Below are 16,735 nucleotides of genomic sequence, written 5' to 3' on the forward strand. Positions count from 1 at the left end.
GTTGGGCAATTTGATGACGGTGGAGGTGATCGGTCTCTGTATTGCCGCTCTTGCAACCGCGGGCGTGATCCTGCGCCCTTTCGACTGGCCCGACTGGATCTTCGCGGTGATCGGCGCCGCAACGGCGGTTCTTGTGGGCGCGCTGCCGCTCCCCGACGCCCTACATGCCGTTGGTGAAGCGCGTGAGGTCTACGCCTTTCTGGTCGGCATGATGCTTTTGGCCGAAGTCGCCGGGCGCGAGGGCCTTTTCGATCATCTCGCCGCCCGAGCGGTGCATGCGGCGGCGGGGTCCGCGCGGCGCCTGTTCCTCATCCTCTATCTGGTCGGCACGGGCGTCACGGTCTTCCTGTCGAACGACACGACCGTGGTCGTGCTGACGCCTGCCGTCCTCGCGGTGACGCGCCATGCGCGCGTGCCGCCTTTGCCCTATCTTTTCGGCTGCGCCATCGTCGCCAATGCGGCGAGTTTCGCCCTGCCGATCTCGAACCCTGCGAATCTCGTGCTCTACCACGGCGTCCTGCCACCGCTGGGCCTGTGGCTCGGGCGGCTCGGGCTGCCCGCCCTCGCCGCGATCGCGGCCAGCTATCTCTGCCTTCTCTGGGCGATGCGTGACGACCTGGGAACAAGGCCCGCCACGCCCGAGGTGCCAGAGCTTTCACGGGGCGGATGGGTTGCGGCGACGGGCTTGGGCCTGTCGGCGGTGCTGCTGGTCACGGTCTCGGCCCTGGGCGGCAGGCTGGGGCTTGCGACGCTCGGTGCCGGAACCACGGTGGCATTGTTGGTAGCGATTGCCACCCGGCGGTCGCCCTTGCCCCTGTTGCGGCACCTGACATGGGGCGTGCTGCCGCTGGTAGCCGGGCTTTTCGTGCTGGTCGCCGTGCTGGACCGGATCGGGCTCTTGTCGACTCTGGGCCAATGGCTCGGGCAGATGTCCGCAACGTCGCCGCGGACAACCGCGGGGCTGAGCGGAATCGTGGTCGGCATCGCGAGCAACCTTGCCAACAACCTACCCGTCGGGCTGGCCGCCGCAGCGGCTGCGACCGCCGGCGACCTCGGGCATCTCGTGCGGGATTGCCTGCTGATCGGCGTGGATATCGGGCCCAACCTGTCGGTGACCGGCTCCCTTGCCACGTTGCTGTGGCTCGCGACCCTTCGCCGGTCCGGGTTGAGAGTCTCGGCGGGCCAGTTCCTGGGGGTCGGACTGCGGGTCATGCCTCCCGCTTTGATCCTGGCGCTTCTCGTCCGCTTGTGCCTGCCGGGATAAGGAGCATGAAGCAGCGTAGCCCTATGCGGCGAGGCTTGACGCGGTGGTGAAGTTCCACGGCATGAGCTCGTCGATGCGGCTCTTGGGATGCCCGTCGAGCAACGCACGCAGGGTGTCGGCGAGATAGCTGACCGGGTCGACATCGCTCATCTTGCAGTTGGCAATGAGGCTGGCGAGCATGGCCCAGTTCTCCGCTCCGACCTCGTGCCCCGCGAAGAGGGCGTTTTTCCGGGTCAACGCGATCTTCCGGATCTGGTTTTCGACGGGATTGGTGTCCAGTTCCAGACGGCCATCCTCGAGGAAGCGGGTGAGGCCCGGCCAGCGCGCCAGCGTGTAGCGGATGTCTTCAGCCAGTTTAGAGGATCGGGGAATGCGCGAGAGTTGTGCCTCGAGTCACGGTTTGAAGGCGGCGATGATGGGGGCCGAGAGGGTCTGTCGTGCCGCGAGGCGGACATCGGGCGCCGCGCCGTGCACCGTCTTCTCGATGGCATAGAGTTCGGCGATCTGGCGCAGGGCTTCCTCGGCGACCGGCGATCCGTCCTTTTCCAGCCGCTTCACGAACCGCCGGCGCGCATGCGTCCAGCAATGGACGAGCGTCCACGGCCCCTCCGCCCGGTCCACCTTGGTCAGCTTGTCATAGACTTCATAGCCGTCGCATCGAACGAACTGTCCCCGATACCCCTTGAGGAAGCGGAGCGCATGCACGGCACCGCGCCCCGGCGCGTAGTGGAACATCACCACGGGCGGACTGGTGCTCCCATGCCCGCGATCATCGGAGACGACGGCCCAGAAGTAGCCGGTCTTGGTTCTTCGTCGCCCGGGATCGAGCACCGGCGCCCGGGTCTCGTCCATGAAGATCCGGTCTGCACGTTTCAGGCATTCGCGGAGATGATCGACGATCGGACGCAGATGGAAGCAGGCGCGCCCGACCCAGTTACCGAGCGTCGCCCGGTCCAGCGTGATCCCCTGCCGGGTGTAGATCTCGGCCTGACGGTAAAACGGGAGATGGTCACCGAACTTCGCCACCATGACCTGGGCGATCAGCGCCTCGGTGGGCAGGCCGCCGGGCACGACATGCTCCGGTGCATGGGCCTGGGCCACCGCGGCGGAGCAGCGTCGGCAGGCATATTTGGGGCGCCGCGTGACGAGCACGCGCAGTTGGGCGGGCACGACATCGAGACGTTCGGAGACGTCTTCGCCGATCCTGGCCATCTCACCGCACCCACAGGGACACAGCGTGCTCGCAGGCTCCATGACCCGCTCGACATGGGGCAGATGCTTTTGAAGATGACCGCGGTTGCGGTTGGGGGTGCGGCGCTCGGCGGGGCGGTCTCCCTTCAGCGCGCGCCGCGCCCTCTCCTGCGCCGCCTCCAGGACGCCCTGCGCGACCTCGACATCCTCGAGCGGCAGGTTGAACTGCTCGGGGTCGAGCTTCTCCGACCGGGGGCCGAACTTCTCGCGGCGCAACTCGCCGACGATGCTCTCCAGCCGCCGCTGGGCCTCGACCGCATCCGCCAGCGCCGCCTCGGTTTCCGCGAGGCGAGCCTTCAGGCGAGCATTCTCTTCGGCCAGGGCAGTGTCGGTCATGACCGGGGTCTGGCACATGGCCCCTGGCGCCGCCATCGCCAAAGAGCGCCCGAGTCATTCAGCCGCAGCTATCCCGCCAGTTCAGGCCGCCGGACACGCTCGGGACGGACAAGCCGCCAGTCGAGGCCCTCGAACAGGGCGGCAAACTGGGCCGGAGACATCTTCATCACGCCGTCCTGCACCCGGGGCCAGACGAACTTCGCCCCCTCGAGCCGCTTGTGAACCAGGGCAATGCCAGTCTGGTCCCAGACCAACACCTTGATCCGGTCCGCGCGCTTGGCCCGGAACACGAAGGCCGCGCCGCTGAACGGATCGAGGCCCAGCATCTCCTGGATGGCCAGCGCCAGCCCGTCGATGCCTTCGCGGAAGTCGATCGGGCGCGTGGCAACGTAGACGCGCAGGTCGCCGCTCGGCGAGATCATTGCGACGCTGCCCGGACGGCACGGATCGTCCGGGTCAGCTGGGTCTCGTCAATATCGGAACGCACCCGCAGGATGACACCATCCAATTCCAGCTCGATCCGGCACGACCGCGCCTGACTCCGCACCAAACCGTCGCGCCCATCGGCCGTCGGCGTGGAAGGTGGATCAACGACAAGCGCCGCGAACATCGGCTCAGCCCCCGTCTCGGCAGCAAGCGCAAGCTGGCCAGACGCCAGCTTCTTGCGCCAATCATAGACCTGCCAGCGCGTCACCCCGTGCCGACGGGCCACGTCCGAAACCCTTGCCCCGGGCACCAGGCTCTCGGCAGCGATCCGGGCCCGTTCAGCCTCGCTCCGAAGACGGCGGCCAGATCGCCCTTCCAGAACCTCAACCCTGCCCGCGTAGCCGCCCATTTTGCCGTCCAATCCTGCCTCGTCTCTGCAGCAGGACTCTCACAGCAGAACTCAACATGGCAGGAGGGAAACGGCGTGGCGCTTACCTACAAGCGGCTCGATGCGGCGGATGGCGCGGCAGTCATCCTGCTCATTGTGCACCAGCGCTGCAACATGCCCGCGCTCGTCTACTACGAGGATCCCGACGGCGGTTAAGCCCATGCGTTTCCTCATTCCAATAGCTCGACCAGTTTTCCATAGTCTTCACTGACCTCGCGTGCCTCCTGAAACGCGCGTTGACGCTCGGCATCAAGACAGCGGAAGTAGTCCTGGATGTCGGCGATGTAGCCCTCGAAATCAGAACGCAGCAGATCGGCGTAGGCACGCATGTCTTCTTGCGACTGAGGCAAGAACGGTCGTTCGGGAGGTACGCAATCTGCTGCCGCGGCTATCGGCATGCTTCCAAGCAGGAACGCGAACAGCAACGGTGCGTTGCGCGCAATAAACAAGCGCACGGCAAAACTCCTTTGCTGCCTTTAAGATTATCATTCTGTCGGCTATCACCGTTATCGGAGCAAGGCGAACTTCGTCAATACGTTATTATTGTCTTGCTATCATAAATGTTGTTTTGTATCGCTCACGGTGTTGCGACCCCGTGGGCCTGATACTGCACCCAGGCAGAACAAGGACCCAAGGGAAGGCCATGATAGAAGAAGCCCCGAATGTGGTTACAGAAGACGGACTGCGCGGCTTGCTCGCCGAGGGCTACCTCATTGAGGTGGTCTGCAAGGAGAGAGCAGAGAAGCGCCATAACAGCTGGTACGGCTCGTGGGTCATCCGCGCCGTCGCCACTGATGGGCGTGACGATAAGATGCTCGTCACCAGCCGAAGCGTCCTCAAGCTCCGCGACTTCAAAACCATCGTTGGCCTTGTCAGTTTCCTGGCCGATATGGGCTGTACGACCGCTAGCATCCCACTTGAAGAAGGTGGCCGCGAACGCCACGCCGCGCCTCCGGTCAAAGGCAGCTGACCGCGCGACTGCGCTCGTCGTTGCTTTGGGTACAGGCGTTTGTTCCGCGCCCCCGGCCCTGGCCGACGGTTTCATCTTTTCGGTTGGCCCAGACGGCCAATTGATTTCCACTTCTCAAGAGGCAAACGGGCGCCTTTTTCTCTTCGCAGAACCTCGCGTTCCTGACGCAACGAGCGAGACAGCGATCCCGGCTCGATCCGCCGCCCGCGCCACCCCAGAAATCCTCCATGCGATCGAGACCACGGCTCTGCGGTATGCCGGGCATGGTGCGCTGCGTCGCGCAGGGCTTTCAGTCACTGATTGGGCGCTCCTTTACCGGGCCAATATCGAAGTCGAGAGCGCATACAATCCGGCTGCACGTAGCCCTGTCGGTGCCATAGGCCTTGGCCAGCTTATGCCGGATACCGCCCGCGACCTCGGCGTGGACCCACATGACATTGCGCAGAACCTCGACGGATCAGCCCGCTACTTGCTGATGATGCTCGAGCAGTTCGGCGAGGGCTCTCTGGCCCTTGCGGCGTACAACGCTGGCCCTGAGGCGGTCACACGCCACGGCGGCATCCCCCCTTATCGAGAAACCCAAGGGCATGTGGCCCGTGTGACTGCCGTGTTTGAGCGGCTCAGAGGAGATCTTTCATGACATCGAGGAAACGTCAAAGCGTGCTCCGCACGCGGGCGATCACCGCGTCCGGCGCGATGGCCCTTATCTTGCTGGCGGGTCCAGCGCTTGCACAGAGCATCGACCTCTCGCCGGTACAGACCCTGCTTCAAGGCATTGTCGATGCGATCACCGGTCCCTTGGGAATCGTGATTGGCACGCTCGCACTGATCGGGGTGTTCCTTTCCTGGCTCTTTGGCATCCTCGACTTTCGTCAGGCGCTTTGGGTCGTGGTTGCAATCGCGGGCATCGCCGCAGCACCCACCATCGTCGCCGCCATCTGGACCACCTGAGCTCCATCCATGGCTGACCAGTCCCGCGTGTTCATCGGTCTTCTCAGGCCACCCAAGCTGATGGGCTTGCCGATCATGTACGCAATGGTCTGGCTCTTCGGCTCGACGCTTCTGTTCCTCTGGGTGCAGAACTGGGTGGTGGCTGTGTTCGCGGGGCTGGCATGGCCGGCGCTCTGGAAGGCCGCAGACTGGGATCCGAACTTCCTCGATGTCCTAGTGATCACCCTGCAGGAAACCCCGCCCACGACGAACCGCAAGCTGCACGGAGGCGACAGCTATGCCCCGTGATGGAATTGCCGATGAGGTTGAGAACGCCATCGATCCGCTGACCGCGCTGCCGGCATGGGTCAAGGGCGAGAAGCGGCTCTCAATGATGCTGCCTTATGTGAGCCTCGTAAACGACCGAACGATCCGGACACGCGGCAACGAACTGATGCAGTGCATCCGCCTCGAAGGGGTAAACAGCACCACGAGCGAGGACGGGCATCTGGACCGGATCGGGGGGTTGCTGGCTGGCATCGTGGCGCAGGTCGGGACCGAGTTCTCATTCTACCTGCACAAGGTCTCGAAAGCGGTCGATGTGACCCTGCCGCCCGTTCCGGGCGAAGGGTTTGCGGCTGCCCTCGACAAACGATGGCACGCGCATCTCGGCCGCGCGGGCTTGCGCGACAAGACGCTGACCCTGACCGTGCTGAAGCGACCTGAGATCGGCAGCCGCTTGCCGTTCGGACTTGGGGCGTCTCGCTCGCGACATGCGGCCGACACCACCCGCCGCTTGCGCAAGCTCGACGAGGTTGTGGGCTTTCTGCTGTCCTCCTTCGATGAGCTGAAGCCCCGCCTGCTGGCCGCAAGCACCGGCGAGCTTCTGGGCTTCCTCGGTTCACTCAACACGGGCGAGGAGCACCCGCTCTTCCTCCGGTCGCGCCTCGGTGTGATCGCCGAGGACGTAGCCAATACGCGCGTCACCTTCCGCGGCACGACCATCGCACTCTCGGACGGTGCCGTCGGTGACAAGCTCGGGGCGATCTTTGCGGTGAAGAACTACCCGGCCAAGACCGATAGCCTGATGCTCGACGAGTTGAATCTGCCCGTCGACATGGTGGTCACGCACTCTTTTGTGCCGATCAACGCCAACATCATGGCGGGCCGGATCAAGCGGCAGCTGCGGCTAATGCAGGCCGCCAATGACGGAGCCGTCAGTCTCGCTCAGGAACTGGAACTCGCGCAGGACGATCTGGAATCGAAGCGCCTGATCTTCGGCGAACACCATATGACTGTGGCGGTCTATGCCCGGACCCAAACGGCGCTTGACGATATCGCAGCCGAAATCCGCAACATCTCCGCCACTTCCGGGATCAACCTGATCTCGGAGGCCTTCGGGGCGCGGGCGCATTTCATGGCGCAGCATCCCGGGAACACAGGGGCGCGCAGCCGCAAGGCCGCAATCACGAACCACAACTTCGCCGATCTCGCCACCTTTCACCGCACACCGCTTGGCAAGACTGGTAGGCAAGTCCCCTGGGGCGTGCCGATCACGCTCTTTCCGACACCCGAGCGCAGCGGTTTTCGCTTCAACTTCCACGAACAGGGCGCGCCGGATCGCGAGCCCACGGGAGGCCACACGCTGATCCTGGGCCGTCCCGGCTCCGGTAAATCCGTCCTGGCGGCCTTCCTTATGACCATGGCACGGCGGGCAGGTGCGCGGGTCTTCGTATTTGACTATCGCGCGGGCATGGAGATGGCCGTCCGCGCGCTCGGCGGCAGCTATTCGACCGTGCGGGCCGGACGGCCCACGGGCCTCAATCCTCTGCAGACCGAGATCGACATGCGGGGTCAGGCATGGCTTGCTGATTGGCTCGCGAGCCTCTTGGAGCGGCGCGATCGACCGCTGACCCCGATTCAGACCAACCGATTGCAGGAGGTCGTACGCCAGAACGCGAGCGCAGGACATGCGGGCCTGCGGAACTGGTCGGATTTCGCCTCGCTGCTGGTCTCGACCGATGACGAGGGCGATCTCTTCGAGCGTATGCAGGAATGGACGGCCGAGGGTCGCTACGGCTGGATCTTCGGGGCCAATGCCGAGGACAGTTTCAGCATCGATGGAGACGTCGCGGGCTTTGACCTCACCGGCATCCTCGATTCCGAGAGCGAGCGGGAACGCATGGCGGTCCTGTCCTACCTCTTCCGTCGGGTCGAGCGGGTGATCGAGGACCGCAAGCCCACCATCATCGTCATCGACGAGGCATGGAAAGCTCTCGACAACGCCTACTTTGCGGAGCGACTCAGCAACTGGCTGGTGACCGCCCGCAAGCAGAACGCCGTCGTCGTGATGATGACGCAATATGCCAGCCAGCTCGAGCGCACGCGCACCGGCAAGACCATCGTGGAAGCGGTGCCGACTCAGGTGCTCTTGCCCAACATTCGTGCTTCCGCCGCTGACTACGCGATGCTCGGCCTGACCGAGAAAGAGCTCGACGTGCTTCTGGGCGTCGGCTCGGCCTCGCGGCTCGCGCTTGTACGCGACGACCGTGGTTCCGTCGTGATCGATGCCGATCTCAGCGCGCTCGGCCCGCTCGTGACCATCCTTGGCGGAATGGAGAAGGGCGAAGCGCTTGTCGGCGCCGATTATCGCGAACGTCCTGATTTCTGGAGAGTGACATGACCCGTACCATCATTCGCAGCATCGTGCTGCTCGGGCTCGGCCTGGCGCTGACAGCCTGTGCGCAGCATAACGCCCCGCAAGCCAACTGCTTCAGTTTTCGCGAGGCGCCTGCGCAGGCAGGAACCGCCACCGCCACGATCTCGACCATGGGGGCGGAGGTTACGCGCCGCGACACGGCCTGCGATTTCGTCCTCTTGGGGGCGGGCGGCTGAGCCAATGCGGACCTGGCTTCCTCTCTCGATGATCGGCTTTGCACTGGCAGGTCCCACGGCGGGGCCAGCGGTCGCCCAAGGCGTGCCGACCTTCGATCTGCGCCTCTTCGCAGAGCGGCAGGCCATCCTTGAGCAGACCGATCGGGACCTGGCACTGCAGCAGGACCGGCTAAGCCGCGAGGAGGAACTGGCCGAAATCGAGCGCCAGCAACTCGCCTCCCTCGAAGGGCTGATGGATGCTATGTCGCTTGGCGCTGGAGACGTGGCCGGAACCGTGGCGGGGCTCGAGGCGGGGCAGGGGGCGGTAGACGACGTCGAAAGCGCGGCCGCCAGTCTTTATGCGCCCGAGGACACCAATCCAGCGGCAGCGCGGATGTTCGGCGATGCCAGGGAGGGGATCGAGGAGCTGATCATCCGCGCGGCACGCGACACCCATAGTCTGTCCGGGGTCGGCCGCGCAGGTCTTTCGCTCGTGCAATGGCGCTGTCTCTTGCAGGCGCTGATCTGGCAGGAAAGTCGTTTCCAGATCGGGGCACGCTCACCCGTGGGGGCCTTCGGACTTACCCAGATCATGCCCGGTACCGCGGGCGATCTCGGGATCTACCCGGCCTATTACGACGATCCCTATCTGCAGGTCACCGGCGGTGCGCGATACCTCGCACAAATGCTGAACATGTTCGATGGCAACATTATCCATGCGCTCGCCGCCTATAACGCCGGTCCTGGCAATGTGCAGGATTATGGCGGTGTGCCGCCTTTCGCGGAAACCCAGCACTATGTCGTGGTGATCCCGCAGCAGTACAACAGCTACCTCGCGGCCGTGGGCGGCATCGATGCGCTCGGCACCATCGACCCTGTGCTCCTCGCCAACGCGAGTTTCAGCCTCTCGGCCCACGGCGCAGGGGTCTATGGCGACTATTCGCTGGTCTCGGTCCGTGCCGCCGCCCTGCGGGTTCAGGACATCATCACCCGCATTGGTGAGACCGAGGATCTCCACGAGGCCATCGCGCTCAACACCTATGCCCGGGCCGAACTGGCCCGGCTGGTCGCAATCCGGACCCGGATCAAGGCCGCCCGAACCGAGCCACTCAGCGCCGAGCAGATCGCCTTGGCGGCAGCGCAAGCTGCCGAGCGACAATACATGGATTTCAGTCAGGAGGATTTGCGTTGAACCTGCGCCTGCCCCGTTCCCTTTTCGCCGGTAGCATTGCTCTCGCGCTTGCCCTCAATGTCACCGGACCTGTCGCGGCACAGGGTGTGCCCACGGTGGACACTCAGAACATTGCTCAGGAAATCCGCCAGCTTCAACAGATGCTGCAGGATTTCGGGATCCAGACGGATCTTCTGGACAATGCGTTGGAGCAACTGGACATGCTGCAAAGCCAGCTCGATCAGCTGAACGAGATGTATGCCTCGCTCACCGGGCCGCGCAGTATCCTCGGGCTTGCCATGGGCGGGGACCTCGACTCCTTGCTTGAGGCCAACTTCGAAGACATCCCCGGCCTGATCCGAGGCATCCAGGCGGGTGATTGGAGCGCTCTCATCGGGCCCAATGCCGGGCCCATGCGCACGCAGATGGAACAGGCGCTGGCAAGCGCCGGGTTCGACGAGGATTCACTCCGCGAAATCGCTACCAGCGGCAATCCGGGCGCCGAAGGCGTGGCCACGCGGGCAACCACAGGTGCTGTAATGTCGGCGGCGGCGCAGAACAGCCACGCAGAGGCGGAACAGTCTCTCGAACGGGTGGAACGTCTGGTCGAGATGATCCCGGACATGGAAGATCTCAAAGCCTCGATGGATCATAACACACGCGTCACGGCGGAACTCGCCATCGCCATGACCCGGATGTGGGAGCTGGAAGCGATCCAAACCCTGGGCGCTGGCAATGCAGGCGTGGTTGACGCCGCCACCGTTGCTGAAGAACGCCGCTACATGGACTTCACCTTGCCGGATCTTGAGCCGTGAGTGGGGTAGGAGTGATGACTGCGCGCGAACTCGTGGAAGAGGAACTTGTCTACGGTGCCCTGCGCCGGGAACAGCTTTGGCGAGTGATCGGCCTTTCCGGGGCAGGCTTTGGCGTATTCGGCTGTTTGACGGCTGCGGCTGTCGCGCTGATGGTCGAGACGCCGCCTCCCGTGGTTGTGCCATACGATCCCGCCACCGGGATGGCGCTCCCCAATGCCACGGTTGAAACCGTGTCGCTCGCCGAACGGCCTGCCGTGATCGAAGGGCAAATCTACCGCTACATTCTCGACCGCGAAACCTACAACCAGCTCGACAACGATCTTCGTGTCCGCCGTGTCCTGGCACAGTCTTCCGGGTCGGCCGAGGCCAGCATGCGCGCGATGTGGACATCGGGTCAGGAGAACTATCCGCCGACGCGATACGGGGCTGCGGCCGAGATGGCCGTTGAGATCGCATCGATCACCCTTATTGGCGAGAACCGCGCCCAGGTGCGGCTCAGAAAGCGCCTGACAAGCCCGCAGGGGGTACAGGATGGATCGTTCACTGCCACGTTGATGTTCGAGTTCCGGCCCGAGCGGACCCGCGCGATCGACGATGTCTGGCAAAACCCTTTCGGTTTCACCGTTACCCAATATGCCATCCGATCGGACCGTTCCGAATGACTCGCACTCCAATCTCTGCGCTGCTGGCCGCCAGTATTCTCGCGTTCGCGGGAACGACTGCTTTGGCCGAAACTACGCCCCGCCCAGGTTCTCATGACAATCGCGTGCGCATCGCGACCTGGACTGAAGGCCAGGTTTACCGTGTCGTCACGACTCTGACCCGCGTCACCACAGTCGAATTCGGTGAGGGTGAAACCATCCGCTCGATCATCGCCGGCGATACGGTCGGGTTTCAATTCGACGGTGTCCCGGGTGGCCGTGCCTTCGCCATCAAGCCGACAGCATCTGGCGTCGCCACTAACATCACCGTCTACACCAACCGCCGTTCCTACTACTTCCATGTCGTCGAAGCCCGGGAGACGCCGCATTATGTCGTGCAGTTCCGCTATCCTGAAAACCGCGTGCAACCCACCAGGGCGGTTGCGTCCGATGCGCCGAACGCGAATTATGCGGTCAGTGCCCGAGAAGAGTTCACGCCGACGGCTATCTGGGATGATGGTACCTTCACGTATTTCCGGTTTGCACGGAACGCGCCGGTGCCCGCCATCTTCCGATATTCGAACGGCAGGGAACGCGCGGTCAACAGCCAGGCCTTGAGTGACGGCGTCATCCGCGTGTCCGGCGTCAACCGGCAATGGGTCCTTCGCCTTGGCGAAGAGGTGATTTGCGTCCAGGACGCAGGACAGGCCACATCATGACCGAAGGTACGGAAGACCTCGCCGCGCGCCTCGCGGCTCTCGAAGGTTCGACAGGCAAAGCGAAGGCAAACAAGCGGCCTGCGCCGCTTGCCGCGATCCTTGGAGTCGTCGGCATCGCGGCAGCAGGTGGTCTGGCGTGGGCTGCCCTGCAGCCGTCGGCAGAAGCGCCAATGGCGACCGCCGCGCCGGAAGAGTTCCAGAGCAGCGGCCCCGGATTCGGAGATCTGGCGCCAATTTCTGCCCCGGAGCCCAGCCAAGCCCCGCCTGCGGACACAGGCCCGAGCGAGTCGGAACTCGCGCTGATGGAAAGTCTTGCGACATTGAGAGCGGAACTCGAGGAACTGCGCGCAAGACCGGCCGAGGCCGCGGATAGCGGGGCGGAGCAGGCGATTGCGGACCTGAGGGCGCAAATTGCCACCTTACAGGAAGCATCCGCCGAGGCGCAGCGTGTCCTCGAGCGGCAGCTGACAGAGCGGGATCGCGAATTGGATCAGCTCCGCATGGACTTGGAACTTGCACGGCTTGCACCACCAGAGCCGACCTCATTGGGACCAAGTGAAGAAGAATTGCGGCTGGCCGAACTCGAAAGGCGGCGCGCAGCCGAAGCTGAGGCCCGCGCAGAGCGCATCGCGTCTCCTATGATCGCGTTCTCCGGGATGGGCGCGGGTGCGGATAGGGAGAATACGCTGGAAGCCGCGCGTCTGAATGCAGATGAAGCCTTTGTTCGTTCGGGCGCGCAACCAGCACAGGTGACACGTGCCGAAGTGATCGCGAACCCATCGAACACGGTTGTTCAGGGCACCATGATTCAGGCTGTGACAGAGACGGCCCTCGACAGCACACTGCCCGGCGCGATCCGCGCCATCGTCTCGGAAGACGTCCATTCTTTCGATGGAACGCGTATCCTGATCCCGCGCGGCGCACGGCTGATCGGGCGCTACCGCTCCGATGTCGCACTCGCCCAATCACGCGTCATGGTGGCATGGGACAGGATCATCTTGCCCGATAATCAGACCGTGCAGATCAGCGCCTTCGGTGGAGACGAACTCGGCCGTACTGGCACCACCGGGTTTGTCGACACCCGTTTCGCGCAACGCTTCGGCTCCGCCGCGCTGATCTCCTTGATCGGCGCCTTGCCTGCGGCTGCGGCGGGTCAAATCGACAGCGAGGCGGCGGCCGATGTTGCGAGCGATGTCGGCACGGATCTGCGCGATAGCACGCAAAGCGTGATGCAGGACTATCTGGCGATCCGGCCAGTGATACATGTCGATCAGGGTACACGGATCACGGTCATGGTCGATCGTGACCTCGAGATTTTCTGACATGGCTGCAAGTTATCTGGAAGCGTCGCTCGACCGTTTCGGCCCCGAGGTCCTGCGCGACGACACGATCGAGATCTGCATCAATCCCGACGGACAAGTCTGGGGCGAATTCCAGGGCGATCACTTCATGCGAGGTCTAGGCAGCCCGCTGAGCCAAACCGAGATCAAGGACCTCGGCAACCAGATCGCCTCGGCCGCCTCGACGACGCTCAGCACGAAGAAGCCCATTGTCTCGGTCTCGATCCTATATCGAGATCGCCCGATCCGCGCGCAGGTGATCCAGCCGCCGGCAGTCGAGGGCGGGTTTTCAATATCGTTGCGCTTCTTCTCCTCCCTGCCGCTAGAGGCAATCCGGCTCGGCTTCCTCTATGGAAAGGAGCGCAGCCTCGAAGGTCTGCGGCGCGAACGAAACGCCGCGCTGCGCGATGTGGTTGCCTCCGGCGACATCGACGCCGCGCTGCGCTTCTGCGTCGAGAACAAGCTCAACATGATCGTTTCGGGCGGTACATCGACCGGCAAGACGGTCGCGGCGCGCAAGATCCTTTCGCTGATCGCGCCCGAAGAGCGGATCATCACTATCGAGGAGGCGGCCGAGCTGCGCCCCGAGCAGCCCAATGCCGTGACGTTGATCGCGGACCGGGACACGGATGCCCGCAGTGCCGATGTGCTCTTGGCCTCAACGCTTCGCATGCGACCTGACCGGATCGTCCTGGGCGAAGTCCGCGGGCGCGAGGCGATGACGTTTCTCGAGGCAATCAACACCGGCCACGGTGGATCGCTGACTACGCTCCATGCCGAGACTCCACAACTTGCTGTTCGCCGCCTCGCCATCGCCGCCCTGAAAACGGATGTGCCGATGACCTATGCCGACATGATCGATTATATTGAGGGCTCGATCGACGTGATCATTCAGGCAGGCCGCCATGAAGGCGCGCGCGGAATCACCGAGTTCTTTCTCCCGGGTCAAACCACAGATTTGAACCTCGACACGGTCGACGGCAGAGTCAACAAGAGCCCCTCCGTTGCCGCTGAGTAAAAAAGGACCCCCCAGATGCGAAAACCAGTCCTCGCAGTCATGCTTGCCGCCCTTGCGGGCCCACTTGTGGCGCAGACTTCGCCTCCGATCTCAAACGATCTCACGGTCGATATGTCGCCTCAACAGTACCGGATCTGCAACGAACGTCCGGCGCGACCGACTTGGATGGACGAAATCAATCCGCGTGAAGCTTACAAGGCGCTGACGTTGATGCGTCTCTACGAGTTGCGGTCATGGGAGGCGATCAACGAAAGTGGCGATTGCGGCTGTGATGTGCGCTTCCCGTCTTGGGATGCCGCTTCGACCGAGTACGAGGAACAGTTCGCGAGCAACACCCAAGCGGAGCACACTCAAGCCCAATTGGCCCTCCGCAAAGAACAGAACCAGATCGCCCGCGCCGTCCAGGATATCTGCGAAGCGCAAGGCAACTGGTAATGAGCATCGTCAGCTGGATGGTTGGAACCGCCGACGGCTTCCTCGCCGATGCGGCCGAGTCCCAGTTCGGGGCCGTGGCGAGCAATACCGGCACGATCGTCCTGCTGATGGTCACGCTTTCGCTGATCGGCGTCTGCATCAACATGGCATTCCAGTTCCGCAGCATGGATGGGGCAAGTTTCTTCTGGTACCTGATCAAGCTGATGCTGATAGGGGTCTTCGCTTTCAACTGGGCCAACTTCAACGCTGTCGCAAATGCAGTCATTGGTGGGCTCGACTATGTGGCGGGCGCACTGATTTCCTCGGTCGGCGGCGGAGGGGCGGGGGCCACATACTTCGCGGCCGAGTTCGATGATCTCATTTCAGAGTTCAGCCAATACTTGAACGCCATCGGCAGCAACCTGAACTGGATGACAGGTGCAATCTTGGGCGGCATAGGGCTCGTTCTGTTGAGCCTTCTTGGCTTCATGACCGGCATCGTGCTCATATTCGCCAAGATGATGCTGACCCTCATGCTCGGCCTCGCTCCGATCATGATCGCACTGTCGCTCTTTGACGCGACCAAGGATTTTTTTCACAGATGGGTCTCGACGACGATCAGCTACGCCTTCTACCCCATCGTCATAGCCGCCATGTTCTCGACCGTCGTCGGCATGGCGAATTCGCTGCTGGCCCAGATCGGTGATCCGAACTCCGCGACCAACATCGGCTCGCTGGTGCCGTTCTTCGTCATGGTGTTCCTGGCCAAAGGATTTGTAGCAGCAACACCCCTGATCGTTCGCGGCATCTCGGGAAACCTAATGGTGGCGGCGGCACCGGCGATTGTCAGCGGGTCCGCAGGGGTACTGCGAGGGCTGGCTAACACATCTGGTGTTCAGGGCAGGGCGCGGATAGGGGCGCTCACGACGGGTGAGGCGATTGGACGTGGAACTGTACACGCTCCTGCTGCGGTAAAGAGCGCCGCGGCGACGGCGAGCGCGCAGGTGGTCAGGATGGCCGAGAGGGCAAAGCGATTGGGAAGATAAGCATAGGGAGAATTGCTCTAGTTCTGTGCTTTGCGGCGGCTATTCCCAGTCATCGTTTTCACCTCCAAAGTCGAAGTGATTTCGCGCGACAACTTTCGCCTTGATCGCCTTCATCCCCCATTTCCCACGCTTCTTATCGAAACTTGCAACAGCCACGCCTTCCACAATATCGCCCGCCTGTACCCCTTCAGCAGTGATCATGTGAGGAGGAATGAAGATATCTCCAAGTGTGAACCCCAGCCCGCTCGGCGTCACGTTCGTTGCCTCGCGGAATGGGCGACAGACATCAGCAGAAGGTGATTGTTCGGTGGGTTCAATTTCGAGAATACGCGTGCGAAGGCCGTTCTTCGAATGGTGCTGGGAAAGACGAACTGCCACGGTGGTTCCAATCTCCACCTGCCACGGGCAAAGTGAGATTGGGCAAGTTCCATCCACGCCGCGTGCTACGATGACGTGAAGCAGAGACTTTCCATGGTTGATGTGGTCGATGACACCAACCCGAAAGGGCATGATGTCCATGGGTGTGCCGTCTTCCCGGCGGCTGATCCGGTGAATTATTGTGCGCTTTGGCTCGGCCTTTGATGTCTCTAATTGCAACTTGATCGGCGTTCCTTCGGCCAACCTGCGGATGTCCGGATGGCTGTCGGGCAGGCTCAACTCGATTGCGAACGGATTCCCCTTCACATAGATTCTGCGGCGCCTTCGAGGCTTCTGACCATCTCGCCCCTCGATGGTGAAAACGTCCCCGAGGCACGCATCGGTCCACGGGAGGTGCGAGAAAAGCAAAGCTTCCGCCGCATCGCTCAGGCTGCCATAGAAGGCGCGATCAGTCGTGTTCGGCGTCACCGCAGAAAGTCTTTCAACAAGACTCTGTGCTTCGCGGGGTATCGCGTATCCGGCGCGGGCGCGGTGTGCAATCATTCGCTCTGCCTCGAACCGGGCTTCGGCAGGGTGGCTTTCTTCCAACAGAGCCGCGAACTTGAGGCGGACCTTCCCTACGAAGTTATCGTCCTGTGAACAGCTCAGGGCCTTGGCATAGCACGAGCGCCGAGCAGTGTCCCACCGGGTGGTG

At 63.0% G+C, this 16,735-nt stretch carries 19 protein-coding genes and 1 pseudogene; 15 read left to right on the top strand and 5 right to left on the bottom strand.

Translation table 11 applies throughout. The features are described 5' to 3' along the window. The first annotated feature begins 25 nt into the window (after positions 1–25). Entirely contained in the window at positions 26–1,264 is a 1,239-nt protein-coding gene (locus TP2_RS04240; RefSeq protein ID WP_206198308.1) for an SLC13 family permease, read from the top strand. Between the two features lie 21 nt (positions 1,265–1,285). Here the strand turns inward: TP2_RS04240 and tnpC are convergent. The 4 genes and pseudogenes from tnpC to TP2_RS04265 form a co-directional block, all read right to left on the bottom strand. Beyond that, positions 1,286–2,851: pseudogene (tnpC, locus tag TP2_RS04250) on the bottom strand (IS66 family transposase). A 68-nt stretch (positions 2,852–2,919) separates the two neighbouring features. Next, complete coding sequence (tnpB, locus tag TP2_RS18855) at positions 2,920–3,273, bottom strand: IS66 family insertion sequence element accessory protein TnpB (protein ID WP_038073914.1); 354 nt, start codon at positions 3,271–3,273, stop codon at positions 2,920–2,922. Further along, complete coding sequence (gene tnpA, locus TP2_RS18860) at positions 3,270–3,698, bottom strand: IS66-like element accessory protein TnpA (RefSeq protein ID WP_038073915.1); 429 nt, start codon at positions 3,696–3,698, stop codon at positions 3,270–3,272. The genes tnpB and tnpA overlap by 4 nt, the downstream gene beginning before the upstream one ends. Positions 3,699–3,895: 197 nt before the next feature. Then, positions 3,896–4,123, bottom strand: a complete 228-nt coding sequence (locus TP2_RS04265; protein ID WP_038073990.1) for a hypothetical protein — start codon at positions 4,121–4,123, stop codon at positions 3,896–3,898. Positions 4,124–4,368: 245 nt separating this feature from the next. On the opposite strand from TP2_RS04265, the gene TP2_RS04270 reads away from it, so the two are divergent. Genes TP2_RS04270 through TP2_RS04335 form a run of 14 tightly spaced genes read left to right on the top strand, consistent with a single transcriptional unit; the run spans position 4,369 to position 15,663 of the window. Then, positions 4,369–4,695, top strand: coding sequence for a hypothetical protein (locus tag TP2_RS04270; RefSeq protein ID WP_010138156.1), 327 nt, complete (start codon positions 4,369–4,371; stop codon positions 4,693–4,695). Next, entirely contained in the window at positions 4,652–5,335 is a 684-nt protein-coding gene (locus tag TP2_RS04275; RefSeq protein ID WP_038073917.1) for a lytic transglycosylase domain-containing protein, read from the top strand. The genes TP2_RS04270 and TP2_RS04275 overlap by 44 nt, the downstream gene beginning before the upstream one ends. Next, on the top strand, positions 5,332–5,646 hold the full coding sequence (locus TP2_RS04280) for a TrbC/VirB2 family protein (protein ID WP_051692172.1): 315 nt from the start codon (positions 5,332–5,334) through the stop codon (positions 5,644–5,646). The genes TP2_RS04275 and TP2_RS04280 overlap by 4 nt, the downstream gene beginning before the upstream one ends. A 9-nt stretch (positions 5,647–5,655) precedes the next feature. Further along, positions 5,656–5,934 carry a VirB3 family type IV secretion system protein gene (locus TP2_RS04285; RefSeq protein WP_038073920.1) on the top strand — a complete coding sequence of 93 codons (279 nt, stop codon included), beginning with the start codon at positions 5,656–5,658 and terminating at the stop codon, positions 5,932–5,934. Continuing rightward, on the top strand, positions 5,924–8,308 hold the full coding sequence (locus TP2_RS04290; RefSeq protein WP_038073923.1) for a VirB4 family type IV secretion/conjugal transfer ATPase: 2,385 nt from the start codon (positions 5,924–5,926) through the stop codon (positions 8,306–8,308). The genes TP2_RS04285 and TP2_RS04290 overlap by 11 nt, the downstream gene beginning before the upstream one ends. Next, positions 8,305–8,520, top strand: a complete 216-nt coding sequence (locus TP2_RS04295) for a hypothetical protein (RefSeq protein WP_038073931.1) — start codon at positions 8,305–8,307, stop codon at positions 8,518–8,520. The genes TP2_RS04290 and TP2_RS04295 overlap by 4 nt, the downstream gene beginning before the upstream one ends. 4 nt (positions 8,521–8,524) lie before the next feature. Further along, positions 8,525–9,691, top strand: a complete 1,167-nt coding sequence (locus TP2_RS04300; protein WP_038073935.1) for a lytic transglycosylase domain-containing protein — start codon at positions 8,525–8,527, stop codon at positions 9,689–9,691. Beyond that, positions 9,688–10,485 (top strand): type IV secretion system protein, encoded by a 798-nt coding sequence (locus TP2_RS04305; protein WP_038073943.1) that lies wholly within the window; start codon positions 9,688–9,690, stop codon positions 10,483–10,485. Before TP2_RS04300 ends, TP2_RS04305 begins: the two co-directional genes overlap by 4 nt. 14 nt (positions 10,486–10,499) lie before the next feature. Continuing rightward, positions 10,500–11,147: a VirB8 family type IV secretion system protein gene (locus TP2_RS04310; RefSeq protein ID WP_038073946.1), complete on the top strand. Its 648-nt coding sequence runs from the start codon at positions 10,500–10,502 to the stop codon at positions 11,145–11,147. Continuing rightward, positions 11,144–11,845 (top strand): TrbG/VirB9 family P-type conjugative transfer protein, encoded by a 702-nt coding sequence (locus tag TP2_RS04315; protein ID WP_157617035.1) that lies wholly within the window; start codon positions 11,144–11,146, stop codon positions 11,843–11,845. Before TP2_RS04310 ends, TP2_RS04315 begins: the two co-directional genes overlap by 4 nt. Beyond that, positions 11,842–13,167 (top strand): TraB/TrbI/VirB10 family type IV secretion system protein, encoded by a 1,326-nt coding sequence (locus tag TP2_RS04320; protein WP_038073950.1) that lies wholly within the window; start codon positions 11,842–11,844, stop codon positions 13,165–13,167. Before TP2_RS04315 ends, TP2_RS04320 begins: the two co-directional genes overlap by 4 nt. 1 nt (position 13,168) lies before the next feature. After that, the gene (locus tag TP2_RS04325; protein ID WP_038073953.1) at positions 13,169–14,203 is read left to right on the top strand and encodes an ATPase, T2SS/T4P/T4SS family; all 1,035 of its coding nucleotides are present in this window, start codon (positions 13,169–13,171) and stop codon (positions 14,201–14,203) included. Between the two features lie 15 nt (positions 14,204–14,218). After that, entirely contained in the window at positions 14,219–14,638 is a 420-nt protein-coding gene (locus TP2_RS04330) for a hypothetical protein (protein WP_038073956.1), read from the top strand. Beyond that, positions 14,638–15,663 (top strand): TrbL/VirB6 family protein, encoded by a 1,026-nt coding sequence (locus tag TP2_RS04335; RefSeq protein ID WP_038073963.1) that lies wholly within the window; start codon positions 14,638–14,640, stop codon positions 15,661–15,663. The genes TP2_RS04330 and TP2_RS04335 overlap by 1 nt, the downstream gene beginning before the upstream one ends. Before the next feature lie 39 nt (positions 15,664–15,702). On the opposite strand, the gene TP2_RS04340 is transcribed toward TP2_RS04335, so the two are convergent. After that, positions 15,703–16,735 (bottom strand): DUF7017 domain-containing protein (locus tag TP2_RS04340; protein ID WP_206198309.1); only part of this gene is annotated, 1,033 nt, incomplete at its 5' end.

Origin of the sequence: Thioclava pacifica DSM 10166 (assembly GCF_000714535.1) — a bacterium.
Taxonomy (GTDB): Bacteria; Pseudomonadota; Alphaproteobacteria; order Rhodobacterales; family Rhodobacteraceae; genus Thioclava; species Thioclava pacifica.

Bases quoted from the DNA above. Each gene is read 5' to 3' on its own strand.
- tnpB (WP_038073914.1), bottom strand. From the start codon at position 3,273: ATGATCTCGCCGAGCGGCGACCTGCGCGTCTACGTTGCCACGCGCCCG.
- TP2_RS04265 (WP_038073990.1), bottom strand. From the start codon at position 4,123: ATGCCGATAGCCGCGGCAGCAGATTGCGTACCTCCCGAACGACCGTTC.
- TP2_RS04270 (WP_010138156.1), top strand. From the start codon at position 4,369: ATGATAGAAGAAGCCCCGAATGTGGTTACAGAAGACGGACTGCGCGGC.
- TP2_RS04280 (WP_051692172.1), top strand. From the start codon at position 5,332: ATGACATCGAGGAAACGTCAAAGCGTGCTCCGCACGCGGGCGATCACC.
- TP2_RS04285 (WP_038073920.1), top strand. From the start codon at position 5,656: ATGGCTGACCAGTCCCGCGTGTTCATCGGTCTTCTCAGGCCACCCAAG.
- TP2_RS04290 (WP_038073923.1), top strand. From the start codon at position 5,924: ATGCCCCGTGATGGAATTGCCGATGAGGTTGAGAACGCCATCGATCCG.
- TP2_RS04295 (WP_038073931.1), top strand. From the start codon at position 8,305: ATGACCCGTACCATCATTCGCAGCATCGTGCTGCTCGGGCTCGGCCTG.
- TP2_RS04300 (WP_038073935.1), top strand. From the start codon at position 8,525: ATGCGGACCTGGCTTCCTCTCTCGATGATCGGCTTTGCACTGGCAGGT.
- TP2_RS04310 (WP_038073946.1), top strand. From the start codon at position 10,500: ATGACTGCGCGCGAACTCGTGGAAGAGGAACTTGTCTACGGTGCCCTG.
- TP2_RS04315 (WP_157617035.1), top strand. From the start codon at position 11,144: ATGACTCGCACTCCAATCTCTGCGCTGCTGGCCGCCAGTATTCTCGCG.
- TP2_RS04320 (WP_038073950.1), top strand. From the start codon at position 11,842: ATGACCGAAGGTACGGAAGACCTCGCCGCGCGCCTCGCGGCTCTCGAA.
- TP2_RS04325 (WP_038073953.1), top strand. From the start codon at position 13,169: ATGGCTGCAAGTTATCTGGAAGCGTCGCTCGACCGTTTCGGCCCCGAG.
- TP2_RS04330 (WP_038073956.1), top strand. From the start codon at position 14,219: ATGCGAAAACCAGTCCTCGCAGTCATGCTTGCCGCCCTTGCGGGCCCA.
- TP2_RS04335 (WP_038073963.1), top strand. From the start codon at position 14,638: ATGAGCATCGTCAGCTGGATGGTTGGAACCGCCGACGGCTTCCTCGCC.